12 protein-coding genes and 1 pseudogene are annotated in these 12,494 nt (G+C 67.2%); 10 read left to right on the top strand and 3 right to left on the bottom strand.

The genetic code is table 11. The annotated features are described in order from the left end of the window. From A8G08_RS27595 to A8G08_RS26825, 4 genes and pseudogenes are all read left to right on the top strand, one after another. Window positions 1-410: hypothetical protein (locus A8G08_RS27595; protein ID WP_169823335.1), on the top strand; the 410-nt coding region annotated here is incomplete at its 5' end. Beyond that, entirely contained in the window at window positions 407-688 is a 282-nt protein-coding gene (locus A8G08_RS19445) for a hypothetical protein (RefSeq protein WP_245672908.1), read from the top strand. The genes A8G08_RS27595 and A8G08_RS19445, both read left to right, overlap by 4 nt. Next, complete coding sequence (locus tag A8G08_RS19440; protein WP_068277848.1) at window positions 685-966, top strand: metal-sensitive transcriptional regulator; 282 nt, start codon at window positions 685-687, stop codon at window positions 964-966. The genes A8G08_RS19445 and A8G08_RS19440 overlap by 4 nt, the downstream gene beginning before the upstream one ends. A gap of 482 nt (window positions 967-1,448) precedes the next feature. Continuing rightward, window positions 1,449-2,111: pseudogene (locus A8G08_RS26825) on the top strand (PQQ-dependent sugar dehydrogenase). 118 nt (window positions 2,112-2,229) lie between these two features. Here the strand turns inward: A8G08_RS26825 and A8G08_RS19425 are convergent. Then, entirely contained in the window at window positions 2,230-4,194 is a 1,965-nt protein-coding gene (locus A8G08_RS19425) for an acyl-CoA dehydrogenase family protein (protein ID WP_068277841.1), read from the bottom strand. A 144-nt stretch (window positions 4,195-4,338) separates the two neighbouring features. Between A8G08_RS19425 and hemL the strand changes: the two genes are divergently transcribed. Genes hemL through ccsB form a run of 6 tightly spaced genes read left to right on the top strand, consistent with a single transcriptional unit; the run spans window position 4,339 to window position 10,398 of the window. Further along, complete coding sequence (gene hemL, locus A8G08_RS19420; protein WP_068277888.1) at window positions 4,339-5,661, top strand: glutamate-1-semialdehyde 2,1-aminomutase; 1,323 nt, start codon at window positions 4,339-4,341, stop codon at window positions 5,659-5,661. Then, window positions 5,658-6,308, top strand: a complete 651-nt coding sequence (locus A8G08_RS19415; protein WP_068277838.1) for a histidine phosphatase family protein — start codon at window positions 5,658-5,660, stop codon at window positions 6,306-6,308. Before hemL ends, A8G08_RS19415 begins: the two co-directional genes overlap by 4 nt. A gap of 26 nt (window positions 6,309-6,334) precedes the next feature. Then, entirely contained in the window at window positions 6,335-6,913 is a 579-nt protein-coding gene (locus A8G08_RS19410) for a TlpA disulfide reductase family protein (protein ID WP_483757017.1), read from the top strand. Between the two features lie 13 nt (window positions 6,914-6,926). After that, window positions 6,927-7,763: a cytochrome c biogenesis CcdA family protein gene (locus tag A8G08_RS19405; protein WP_068277836.1), complete on the top strand. Its 837-nt coding sequence runs from the start codon at window positions 6,927-6,929 to the stop codon at window positions 7,761-7,763. Further along, entirely contained in the window at window positions 7,760-9,427 is a 1,668-nt protein-coding gene (resB, locus tag A8G08_RS19400) for a cytochrome c biogenesis protein ResB (protein ID WP_068277833.1), read from the top strand. Before A8G08_RS19405 ends, resB begins: the two co-directional genes overlap by 4 nt. A gap of 2 nt (window positions 9,428-9,429) precedes the next feature. Further along, entirely contained in the window at window positions 9,430-10,398 is a 969-nt protein-coding gene (gene ccsB, locus A8G08_RS19395) for a c-type cytochrome biogenesis protein CcsB (protein ID WP_068277831.1), read from the top strand. A 91-nt stretch (window positions 10,399-10,489) separates the two neighbouring features. Here ccsB and A8G08_RS19390 read toward each other — a convergent pair whose 3' ends face one another. Together A8G08_RS19390 and A8G08_RS19385 are read right to left on the bottom strand one after the other, a co-directional pair. Beyond that, entirely contained in the window at window positions 10,490-10,693 is a 204-nt protein-coding gene (locus A8G08_RS19390) for a cold-shock protein (protein WP_068277829.1), read from the bottom strand. Between the two features lie 110 nt (window positions 10,694-10,803). Next, the gene (locus A8G08_RS19385; protein WP_068277827.1) at window positions 10,804-12,489 is read right to left on the bottom strand and encodes a GMC oxidoreductase; all 1,686 of its coding nucleotides are present in this window, start codon (window positions 12,487-12,489) and stop codon (window positions 10,804-10,806) included. Between the last annotated feature and the right edge of the window lie 5 nt (window positions 12,490-12,494).

Genomic DNA, 12,494 nt, shown 5'->3' with positions numbered 1-12,494 from the left:
GGCTGACCCTGCCGATCTGTGCCGTCGTGCTTGCCGGCGCCGTGTCGATCCAGGTGGTTGCCGCACGGCGGCACGCGAGTGTGGAGCTGACCCCGACGATGCTGCGCAACGGCACCGAGACGATCGAGCTGACCCAGATTCTCGAGGTCTTCCCGCCGCGCGACGACCATTCGTGGGACATCGAAGCCTGGGAGACCGCCCGTACGCTCGGCGAGCTGACCGACGTGCCACGCAGGCGCGGAGCGATCGGCCTCAAGTTGGGCAAGGGCGTGCTGGTGCGCGCATGGGCCAAAGACGACACCACGCTTCGCGCGGAACTCGTCGGTGCGCTCGGTGGGTCGGGCGATCACTGGCCGTCCATCGATCCCGATGACGAGCCGGCCGATTCCGGCGACGAGGCCGCACAGTGATCCGACGCGCCATTCCGATTGTCGAGGCGGTCGCGTCGCTCGCGCTCGTCGTCGTGGCGGTGTCGTGCTGGCTGGCAGGCGTGCAGACGACGCACTTCGGTCCGATGCACGAAAACGCGCCGTCCTACGAGAGCACCTCGTATTCGGGTCCGTGGATCGTCGCGGCATCGGTGGCGTTCATGGTCGCGGCGGTGCTGGCAATCGACATCTACCGGCGGTTTCGCGGGCCTGTCGAAACGCCGCCCTGCGTACCCGCCGGGGGTATCGTGGGGGAATGAACTCCTACTCGCCGGAGAAGGACGAACTGCTCAAAAGGCTGCGTCGCATCGAAGGCCAGGTCGCCGGCATCTCGCGCATGATTGCCGAAGACCGGTACTGCATCGACGTGCTTACGCAGGTGTCGGCGGTGACCAGCGCGCTGCAGTCGGTATCGCTGAAATTGCTCGACGCGCATCTCGCCGGCTGCGTAATCGAGGCCGCGAAGGAGGGCGGTCCCAATGCGGACGCGAAGGTGAAAGAGGCGTCCGAGGCGATCGCGCGGCTCGTGCGTTCCTGAGCGCGAATTTCTCGCTACCGCGGCGCGGCGGGTTGGTTCTAGGCACTGTGAGGTAACCGGTGTAGCAGGGGGACCGACCGAGCGCAGGTGTCTGCATGCGAAACACGATCGTCAAGGCGTTTCTGTTCCTACTCACGGCAGCGTCCGACAGGTCCGCATTCAGCGTCGCGACCGACCCGTCCGCTCGTTTGACCACGAATCGCCCACCGCGTTCGCCGGTGATGATTGCCCCGTCGGGCGCGCGTGCCACATCCAACGGCTTGGTGAGTCCGCCCAGAACCTGCTCAACCTGCAGCCGAGGCAGTGGTGGCTGGCCGTGTGCCACACCGGGCGTAAACGCCATGAGGGCCATCGGGATCCCGGCGCCGATATCAGGGTGATCGCGTGGCGGGCCGACCCAGGATGGACCAAGCTCGACCGCATCGGGGACGTGATCACCGGGGCTGCCGCTGGCCTCGGGCGGGCGCCATGGCGGCTGCCGCGTGCTCGCGGTCGGCGACGGCACGCTGTGGGTTGGCGCGGGCGATTCGGCGCAACCCAATGTGTCGCAGGATCTGCGAATACTGGGCGGAAAGGTGTTGCTTATCAACACCAATGGCAGCCCAGCCGTCGGCAATCCGTTCCCGGGTAGCCCGGTGTTCAGCTTCGGGCACCGCAATCCGCAGGGCCTGACATTCCAGCCCGGCACCGGGCGGCTCTACGCGATCGAGTAGGGCACGATCCGCGGTGAGGAAGTGAATCACATTGTGCCGGGCGGCAATTACGGATACTTGCCGAACCGGATACCGGGCATCTACGACGAGTCGGTGCCGATGACCGACACCGTTCGCTTCCCGAATGCCATTCCGGCGGTGTGGAGGACTTCCGGTCCGCCGCCGTCGCTCGCCACCCCGGGCGGCACCTTTGTGCCGGGTCCGGGCTGGGGTGCGTGGAGCAATTCGCTGGTGATTGCCACGCAACAGGCCAGGAAGCTGATCTTCTTCCAGCTGACTCCCGACGGGAGAGGAGTGGCCGCGCAAGCGACCGCACTGGAGAACCAGTATGGCCGGTTGCGGTCGACCACTCCGCTAGGTGACGGTTCGTTCCTGCTCACCACCGACAACGGCGGCGGCACCGACCAGATCCTGCGCGTGCGGCCGTCCTGATTCACGGCGCTGTCCTCGCCTCGCACCCCCCACCGCCGCACACTTCCTGACGCGCCGCACACGCTCCCGCACCCCAAACCTTGTGCGCGCCATCAGGATGTGTGCGGCGAAGCGGGTGTCAGCCGTCCGTGCCGGGGCCGTCGAGCATGGCGGCACCGAGGAGATAGTCGGGCACGCCGAGGCCGGTGACGATCGTTTCCGCGTGCGGGCGCAGCGTGCGGCACCGCTCGTTAATGCCACGGGTGACGGCCTTCGCGCGCTCGACCGACAGCCGCCGGTGCTCGATAAACCAGGCCTTGTCCCCGTCGATCACCGAAAGCGCGTACAGGTCGCACAGCTCGCCGAGCAGTTCCTTGGCGGTGTCGTCCTTGCAGTCATCGATGCCCGCGACAAACGCCTCGAGCACCACCCGGTCGATATGCGCGCGAGCCGCGGCGAGCACGTGGTCCTGCACGAAGTTGAAGGCGTCGAAAGGATCGTCCTCGCGCTTGAACGCGCCCTGCAGCCGCCGGGCCGCGGTGGACAGCAGGTACTCCTCGCGGTCACAGAACATGTCGAGCTGGGTGCCGCGGTCGAACAGGCTGCCCTCTTCCTCGTTGTCCTTCCGGGTGTCGAGGAGCGTCTGGATGATCTGCTGGGCGGCGGTGCGCTTCTTCACCACATCGCCGACAACGTCCACGGCGAAGCGCATCCACTCGACCGGGCTCATGCCCTGCACCTCGTCGGCATAGCCGGTGAGCAGTTCCTTGGCGACGAGCTGTGTGAGCACCTTGTTGTCGCCCTCGAAGGTGGTGAAGACATCGGTGTCGGCTTTGAGCGCGACCAGCCGGTTCTCCATCAGGTAGCCCGCGCCGCCGCACGCCTCGCGGCATTCCTGGATCGCGCGGGTCGCGAAATCGGTATTGGCGACCTTCAGCCCGGCCGCGCGGTTCTCCAGCTCGCGCTGCTCCTGCGGATTCTCCGACGGATCGTTCTGCAGCCGGGCGAGGGTGGAGACCAGCTCGTTCTGCGCGAACCCGAGCCCGTAGGCCCGTGCGATCAGCGGCAGCAACCGCCGCTGATGGACGAGGTAGTCCATGATCAAGATCTCGTCGTCGGACTCGGGCGCGTCGAATTGCCGCCGTTGCAACCCGTACTTCGTCGCGATGGTCAGTGCCACCCGTGCGGCGGCCGCCGCGGAGCCGCCGACGGTGATCCGCCCGCGGACCAGAGTGCCGAGCATGGTGAAGAAGCGGCGGCTCGTGTTCTCGATCGGTGAGTGATAGACGCCGTTCTCGTCCACGTCGCCGTACCGGTTGAGCAGGTTGTTCCGCGGCACGCGCACGTGGTCGAAAACGATGCGGCCGTTGTCGACTCCGGGCAGTCCGCCCTTGTAGCCGCAGTCCGACGTGGTCACGCCGGGCAGGTCGTTGCCCTGTTCGTCGCGGATGGGAACGACCAGGCAGTGCACGCCCTGCGACTCGGCAGCATCGGAAGGCTGTCCCTCTGTCGGCACGATGAGTTGCGCGAACACCGCCGCCATCGTCGCGTGCTGGGCGGCACCGCCGATGTAGTCCTTGCGCGCGGACGGCGTGGGGGAGTGAATGACGAATTCGTCGGTTGCCGGGTCGTAGGTGGCCGTCGTCTCTAGTGCTTGCACGTCGCTGCCGTGACCGGTTTCGGTCATCGCAAAGCAACCGAGCAGGTCGAGGTCGATGGTCGGTTTCACGTACTGCTCGTGGTGGCGTTCGGTGCCGAGGTTTTCGATTGCGCCACCGAACAGTCCCCACTGCACGCCGGCTTTCACCATCAGCGAGAGATCGGACATCGCAAGCAGTTCGATGCTGGTGACCGCCGCGCCGACATCGCCGGTGCCACCATGTTCCACGCGAAAGCCATTGGCGGCGTTGCCCGATGCCGTCAACAACCGCATCTGCTCGAGCGTCTTTGCGCGCGCCTGTTCGAGATCCGGGGTGTAGTGCGGGAGGAATTCGTCGCGGTTCAAGTCGACGCGGACTTTTTCCTTGGTGTCGTGCAAAACTCCGTCGAGCGCGCGACGGAGATGGTCCCCGGTGGTTGGCGTCGGTTCCCGCGTGATGGCCATGTCCGACGGTATCCCCCGCGGCAAATTTCCCGAAACCAAATGGATTGCCCGCTGTGACCGACGCTACGCAGCGAAGGCGCAGTGACAACAACGTGGTGAGGACCACTACACCCTGTCGTTGCCGATTTGCTTCGGGCTGAGACACTGGAAGTCGTGTCTTTCAGTTCGTCGAGGTCGGCCGAGTTATTCCAGCGGGCGAGTGCGGTAATTCCGGGCGGGGTCAACTCCCCGGTCCGCGCCTTTTCGGCGGTGGGCGGTACGCCACGATTCATCGCTAGCGCGTCCGGTGCCACGCTGACCGACGTAGACGGTAACTCCTACGTCGACCTGGTGTGCTCGTGGGGGCCGATGATCCTCGGCCACGCCCACCCGGCCGTCGTTGAGGCGGTACGTGAGGCCGCGACGGGCGGGCTGTCCTTCGGTGCTCCGACCGCGGGCGAGATCGAACTCGCCGAGGAGATCATCGGTCGCGTCGAGCCCGTGCAGCGGGTTCGCCTGGTCAACTCCGGTACCGAGGCGACGATGAGCGCCATCCGGCTTGCGCGCGGATTCACCGGCAAGACCAAGATCATCAAGTTCGCCGGCTGCTATCACGGCCACGTCGACGCGCTGCTTGCCGACGCAGGCTCGGGCGTCGCGACGCTCGGGCTGCCGACATCGCCCGGTGTCACCGGTGCGCAGGCCGGGGACACCATCGTCGTGCCCTACAACGATCTCGATGCGGTGGCCGAGGCCTTCGCCGCCAACCAGGGTCAGATCGCGGCAGTCATCACCGAGGCGGCGGCGGGCAACATGGGCGCGGTCGCGCCGGAGCCAGGCTTCAACGCGGGCCTGCGCCGCCTCGCCAACGCGCACGACGCGCTGCTGATCGTCGACGAGGTGATGACCGGCTTCCGCGTGAGCGCGGCAGGTTGGTACGGCATCGACGGCGTCGCCGGCGACCTCTACACGTTCGGCAAAGTGATGAGTGGTGGCCTGCCCGCGGCGGCGTTCGGCGGCCGCGCGGACATCATGGACCACCTCGCTCCGGCGGGGCCGGTGTATCAGGCCGGCACCCTGTCCGGGAATCCCGTCGCCGTGGCGGCCGGACTCGCGACGCTGCGCGCCGCCGATGCCGCCGTGTACGCGAAGCTCGACGCGAACGCCAAGCGTCTCGGCGATTTGCTCGGATCGGCGCTGGACACCGCGGGTGTGGCCCACCAGGTCCAGTTCGCAGGCAACATGGTGAGCGTGTTCTTCTCCGCCAAGCCGGTGACCGACTACGCGTCGGCCAAGGCGGCCGAGACGTGGCGCTTCGCACCGTTCTTCCACGCGCTGCTCGAACGCGGGGTCTATGCCCCGCCGAGCGCGTTCGAAGCATGGTTCGTATCGGCCGCGTTGGACGACGCCTCGTTCGAGAAGATCGCTGCCGCCCTGCCGGCCGCCGCCCAGGCTGCCGCCGCCGCAACCGAAGGAACTTCCTCGTGACCGAACCCAAGACCGAGCAATTGCGCACCATCGTGCACGTGCTGCGGCACGGCGAGGTACACAACCCGCGCGGGATCCTCTATGGCCGCCTGCCGGGTTTCCATCTGTCCGTCACCGGTCAGACCCAGGCTGCCGCCGTGGCCAAGGCACTCGCCGGGCACGACATCACCAACGTGATCGCCTCGCCGCTGCAGCGCGCCCAGGAGACCGCTGTGCCGATCGCCGCTGCGCATGGCCTGCAGGTGGAGACCGACGAGAACCTCATCGAGGCCGGCAACGCCTTCGAGGGACTGAAGGTTGCCGTCGGCGACGGTGCGCTGGGTAAGCCGCGGCACTGGTGGAAGCTGCGCGACCCGTTCACGCCGTCCTGGGGCGAGCCGTACCTGCAGATTGCGCACCGCATGCTTGCGGCGGTCAACAAGGCCCGCGCCGAGGCCGCCGGCCACGAGGCCGTCGTCGTCTCCCATCAGCTTCCTGTGTGGACGCTGCGCCGCTTCCTGCAGGGCCAGCGGCTCTGGCACGACCCGCGGCAGCGGCAGTGCTCGCTCGCGTCGCTGACCTCGCTGGTGTACGTCGGCGACACCCTCGTCGACATCGTCTACTCAGAGCCGGCCGGTGCGTCGGACCCGAAGGTGACCGGCGCGTGAAGGTGTTTTCTGTTCGAACGGCGGCTGTGCTTTTCGCAGCCGTCGCGGTCGGTGCCGCCTCGGCGTGCTCGACGGGTTCGGACGCAGTCGCCCAGGGCGGCACGTTCGACTTCGTCTCGCCCGGCGGCAAGACCGACATCTTTTACGACCCGCCGGAGAGCCGGGGCACGCTCGGCGAACTGTCCGGGCCGAGCCTGACCGAGGACGGCAAGACCGTCTCGCTCGACGACTTCGCGGGCAAGGCCGTCGTGATCAATCTGTGGGGTCAGTGGTGTGGACCCTGCCGCGGCGAGGCCGACGACCTCGAGAAGGTCTACCTCGACACCAAGGACTCCGGCGTGGCGTTCCTCGGCATCAACGTGCGCGATAACCAGCAGGACAAGGCGCGCGATTTCGTCACCGACAACGCCATCAGCTACCCGTCGATCTACGACCCGGCGATGCGCAGCCTGATCGCGCTCGGCGGCAATTTCCCCACCAGCGTTGTGCCCACTACCCTCGTGCTCGACAAGGAGCACCGGGTGGCAGCGGTGTTCCTGCGCGAACTGCTCGCCGAGGACCTCGAACCGGTCGTCGCGCGCGTTGCCGCCGAGCAGCAGTCATGACAGGGCAGCAGTTGTGAACCTCGCAGGCGTCGGTGACAGCTTCCAGACCGCCGCGGCCACCGGGCCGCTGGTGCTGGCTCTCGGCGCCTGCCTGCTCGCCGGTCTCGTCTCGTTCGCTTCACCGTGTGTCGTGCCGCTCGTGCCCGGCTACCTGTCCTACCTGGCCGGCGTCGTCGGCGCGGATGCCCCGCCCGTCACCGTTTCCGGCGCGGCGCAGGAGCGGAGCCTGCGGAGCGACCCGAATACACGGTCGACCAAAACGGGCCGGGCCCGAGTCGCCGGCGCCGCTGGACTCTTCGTCGCCGGATTCACCGTCGTCTTTGTGCTCGCTACCGCGTCTGTGTTCGGGCTGATCCAGACGCTCGCAGTGAATCGTGAAGTGCTGCAACGCGTTGGCGGCGTGGTGACGATCATCATGGGCCTGGTGTTCATCGGCCTGATCCCGGCATTGCAGCGCGACACCCGGATGGAGCCGCGCCGGATCACCAGCTTGGCCGGTGCGCCGCTGCTCGGTGCGGTGTTCGCGCTCGGCTGGACGCCGTGCCTCGGCCCGACGCTGGCCGGCGTGATGTCCGTGGCCGCCGGCACCGACGGCACCACCGCCGCGCGCGGGGTCTTGCTGATCATCGCGTACTGCCTCGGCCTCGGATTGCCGTTCGTCATCCTCGCCTTCGGATCGGCCGGTGCGCTGCGCGGCGTGGGCTGGTTGCGGCGCAATGCCCGCACCATCCAAGTGATCGGCGGGGTCATGCTGGTCTTCGTCGGCATCGCCCTTGTGACCGGGATGTGGGACGACTTCGTCGGCTGGGTCCGGGACGCGTTCGTCTCCGAGGTGACGCTGCCGATATGACAACCACCCAGGCACCGCCGAGCAGTCCGGCCGCGCCGCAGCGTCAGTCGCTGCCCGGCCGAGTCCTGGCGTTCGTGCGCAACACCTGGCGCGGGCTCACCAGCATGCGGACCGCGCTCGCCCTGCTGTTCCTGCTTGCCCTCGCGGCGATCCCCGGTGCATTGCTGCCGCAGCGCAGTCTCAACGAGCAGAAGGTCGAGCAGTACATCTTCGACCGCCCGACGCTCGGCCCGTGGATGGACCGGCTCGAGCTGTTCGACGTGTTCTCCAGCTTCTGGTTCACCGCGATCTACGTGCTGTTGTTCGTCTCGCTGGTCGGCTGCATCCTGCCGCGCTGCCTCGATCACTACCGGGCGCTCCGCACCGATCCCGTACCGACGCCGCGCAACCTCTCGCGGCTGCCGCATCACTACTCGACGACCGTCGACGAAGCGCCCGAGGAAGTCGTCGAGCGGATTCGCGGCCGCATGCGCGGTTGGCGCACTGTCCAGCGGGGCGAGTCCGATAAGTCGGTGCAGTCGGGTGAAGTCACACTTTCGGCCGAGAAGGGCTACACCCGTGAGCTCGGCAACCTGGTGTTCCATCTCGCTCTGGTCGCGCTGCTCGTGTCGATCGCGGTCGGCAAGCTGTTCGGCTACGAGGGCACAGTGATCGTGATCGCCGACGACGGTCCGGGCTTCTGCAGCACCTCGCCCGCCGTTTTCGACTCCTTCCGCGCCGGCAATGTGCGCGACGGCACCGGAATGACTCCGGTCTGCATCCGAGTGAAGGACTTCAAGGCCGACTACCTCGACAACGGCCAGGCCGAGATGTTCACCAGCAACATCGCCTACCAGGCTGGCGACGACCTCAGCAGCAACACTTGGCGCGAGGCCACGCTGCAGGTCAATCACCCGTTGCGCGTCGCGGGCGATCGGGTGTACCTGCAGGGCCATGGCTACGCGCCAACCTTCACGGTGACCTTCCCCAACGGCGAGACCCGCACCGAGACAGTGCAGTGGCGGCCGGACGACGCGACGACGTTCCTGTCCAGTGGTGCGCTGCGGTTCGACCCGCCGGGCGGGATGTACCCGAACAACGACGAGCGCCGCAAGCAGCAGATCGCCATCGAGGGCCTGTTCGCGCCGACAGCTGCATTCAACGGCAAGCTGCTCACCTCGGCGTACCCGGAGATGACCGATCCCGCTGTCGCGGTGGACGTCTACAAGGGCGATACCGGGCTCGACACCGGCAAGCCGCAGTCGTTGTTCTCGCTCGACAAGAGCCTGATCGAGCAGGACCGGCTGGTGAAGCAGGCCCGGGTGAACCTGAAGCCGGGGGAGAGCACGACGCTCGCCGACGGCACGAAGGTGACGTTCGACGGCGCCAAGGAGTTCGTCAACCTTCAGGTCAGCCACGACCCCGCGCAGGGCTGGGTGCTGATCAGTGCGATCACGATGATGGCTGGTCTGCTGGTGTCGCTGCTGATCCGGCGACGACGGATCTGGGTGCGCGCGTACCCGGCCGCCGACGGACCCGGGAGCGCAGAGACCCGTTCACGACGTACCGTAGTAGAGCTGGGCGGACTCGCCCGGACCGACCATGCCGGCTGGGGCGACGAGTTCGACCGGCTGCGCAGCCGCCTGCTTCCGGGCGAGCGAGACAACGCATCAAGCGGAGAGTGACCATGCCGATCGACGAGACAATCGCCGGATACAGCGACCTGGCGTTCGAAAGCGCCTTCGCGGTGTATCTCCTCGCGTTCGTCCTGCTCATCTGGCAGTACGCCGGTGCGCGCACGAAGCAGGCCGAGGCACGCGAGCTCGTCGCGGCCGGTGGTGTCGCTTCGCCGACGTCGGCAGTGCCCGGCCGCGTGGTCGAAGCGCCGCGTAAGCCGTGGTCCGAGCGCCTGGGCAACATGGCCTACGCCGTGCTCATCGTTGGCGTCGCACTGCACGTCGGCTCGATCGTGCTGCGCGGGTTCGCGACACACCGCTTCCCACTCGGCAACATGTACGAGTTCGTGACGATGGCGACCGCTGCGGCGATGGTTGTCGGCCTGGTGTTCCTGCGCGGGCAGCGCTACCGGTCGATGTGGGTGTTCCTGATCGTGCCGGTCATGGTGCTGATGTTCCTCGCAGCCACCGTGCTCTACGCCGACGCGGCACCGGTCGTGCCCGCGCTGCGCTCCTACTGGCTGCCCATCCACGTCACTATCGTTTCCACCGGCAGCGGGATCTTCCTGGTGTCCGGTATCGCGAGCCTGCTGTTCCTGCTGCGGCTGCGCCAGCCGGAGGGCGAGGAGCACGGCCGCATCGGTGCGATCGCGCGGCGACTGCCGGATGCCCGCACGCTCGACCGGCTCGCCTACAAGACCACGATCATCGGCTTCCCGCTATTCGGTGCCGGCGTCATCCTCGGCGCGATCTGGGCCGAAGCGGCCTGGGGCCGGTTCTGGGGCTGGGATCCCAAGGAGACGATGTCGTTCATCACCTGGGTGGTCTACGCGGCCTACCTGCACGCCCGCGCGACGTCGGGATGGCGTGACACCCGCGCGGCGTGGATCAACGTCGCAGGGTTCACGGCGATGCTGTTCAACCTCTTCATCATCAACATGGTGGTGAGTGGTCTGCACAGCTATGCAGGGCTGAACTAGCTCCCCGGCCGAGGATCCTCGCGCCGGTTGTTGAAGAACTGGGCCTAACGAGCGAGGACCGCATCAGTCGGATGCGGTCCTCGAAGGCTTGTTAGACAGCCCGAACGTTCGTGGCCTGGGGGCCCTTCTGGCCCTGACCCACCTCGAACTCCACCCGCTGGTTCTCCTCGAGCGACTTGAAGCCGCTGCCCTGGATCTCCGAGTAGTGCACGAAGACGTCCGGAGTTCCGTCGTCGGGTGCGATGAAGCCGAAGCCCTTTTCGCCGTTAAACCACTTCACAGTGCCCTGCGTCATACCAATACTCCCTACAAACTCGATCCGGGGACTCACATCGAATTCCCGATCTCGATACCGCTGATTGTGCCATTCGAAGATCGTTTCCGTACGACCACGCGCCAGTCGGGCTAGAACACCACCCCAACGTCCTGCTGGACGATGGTGTCGAGGCACCGTTCGGCAAGCGCTGCGATCGTCCACGTCGGATTGCATCCACCGGTCGAACCGGGGATGAGCGCAGCGTCGGTGACGTACAGCCCGCGATAGCCGTCGACCCGTCCGAAGTTGTCGCACGCGGTGTTCAGTGTGGCACCGCCCAGTGGGTGCCCGGTGAAGGGAGCCAGCGGCCCGACATTGACCGAGCGGGTCGGGGCGCCTGTGAGCAGGTGCATTAGTCCGCGGGCCTGAGTGCTCATGCCGGGTTGGTCGGCGATGGCACGGATGGCTCGATCGATCGCCACGGACAGTTCGGCGCCCGACGTGTTCGGGCCGGCGCCGACTGTTCGGGCGAGGTTGCGGGTTGCCGCCCGGTCGGCGGCTTCGACGCCTGCAGGCCAGAACGGGGTGACGTCACCGGTCGCCGCGTGGTAGCGGAATTCGCCCGCCGGTGGGCAGACACTCATGCAGAGCATGCCCATGACGTGCATTTCTAATGGAACGGGGAGACCCACGTTCTCCAGGACGGTCGGCCTGGCCGGGTTGGTGTCGTCGCGGATCGCGGCACTGATGCCACCGCCCTGCATCACCCCGATCGGGCTCGATGTCAGCAGGTTGGCCCAGCCTTCGTCGCCGTTGCCGCCCCAGTGCCGACCGATTTCCTCGTTGAGATTGACCAGCGTCCCGGTCTCGCGAGCGGCGACAAGCAGCTTCGAGGTTCCCACCGACCCTGCGGAGCAGAACACCGCGTCGGCGACGACGCGCACGTGTGCGAGGACCGCTCCGGTCTCGCTGACCTGCTCCACGGTCAGTGTGAAGCGACTGGTCCTGGCGTCGAATCCGATGTCCAGAACGCGGTGCAACGGCGCGACGCTGACTTTGCCGGTGCGTTCCGCCTGCGCCAGATAGGTCTTGTCGACGGAGTTCCGCGCACCGCTGTTGACGCCAAGGAGGTACTCGCCGATGCTGAGCGCAGGCACCCGCTCCCCGGCGAGTTCCTGCCTGACGATGTTCCAATCGACGGTCTGCAGGACGCGTTCCGGCCGCATCCCGGCATCCTCGCCCATCTTCATGAAAGCGCGCACCCCGGTCCAATTCGGGTGCGCCAGAACGTCATCCGGAACGGGCGTGGCCTGCAGTCGTCGCGCCGCGCGGGGGTAGTATTCGGCGTCCATCGTTCGCCAGTCGACCGTGGGCAGCATCTCGCCGAATGCCGCTTCGCGAGGCCGGATCGTGGCACCCGCGTAGACGAGGGTGCCGCCGCCGACGCCCGCGCCGCACACTACCGCCATCCCGTCGCCGGGCAGGATCTCGAGAATTCCCGGGTACGGCTCGATGGGAAGGTCGACACCGGGCAGGGGAGGGGACCCGGCGGCGTAGAACACCCGCTTGTCGACAGCGCGCGTGGTGGCGAAGGTATTTCCGGCGGGGCTGACCGCCCAGCGTCTGCCTCGTTCGAGCACGAGGGTCTGAACTCCGGCCTCTGCCAACCGGTATGCGGTGATAGCGCCCGCCAGGCCGGCGCCGATCACGACCGCTCGAGTGCGGAGTTCACGTAACGGCGGTGACGCGTGCGCCGGGCTCAATCCGCTCAGGAAGGCCCCGGCGGTCGCGAGTGCGGCGCCGATCAGCGCGGAGCGCCGTGGGATGTCGGCCATATGCG

It is taken from the genome of Aldersonia kunmingensis, from assembly GCF_001646865.1.
Taxonomy (GTDB): domain Bacteria; phylum Actinomycetota; class Actinomycetes; order Mycobacteriales; family Mycobacteriaceae; genus Aldersonia; species Aldersonia kunmingensis.
This window is presented reverse-complemented; position numbering and strand designations above follow the sequence as displayed.

Excerpts from the sequence above, each read along its gene's own strand:
- A8G08_RS19440 (WP_068277848.1), top strand. The coding sequence starts at position 685 with ATGAACTCCTACTCGCCGGAGAAGGACGAACTGCTCAAAAGGCTGCGT.
- A8G08_RS19425 (WP_068277841.1), bottom strand. The coding sequence starts at position 4,194 with ATGGCCATCACGCGGGAACCGACGCCAACCACCGGGGACCATCTCCGT.
- resB (WP_068277833.1), top strand. The coding sequence starts at position 7,760 with ATGACAACCACCCAGGCACCGCCGAGCAGTCCGGCCGCGCCGCAGCGT.
- ccsB (WP_068277831.1), top strand. The coding sequence starts at position 9,430 with ATGCCGATCGACGAGACAATCGCCGGATACAGCGACCTGGCGTTCGAA.
- A8G08_RS19390 (WP_068277829.1), bottom strand. The coding sequence starts at position 10,693 with ATGACGCAGGGCACTGTGAAGTGGTTTAACGGCGAAAAGGGCTTCGGC.
- A8G08_RS19385 (WP_068277827.1), bottom strand. The coding sequence starts at position 12,489 with ATGGCCGACATCCCACGGCGCTCCGCGCTGATCGGCGCCGCACTCGCG.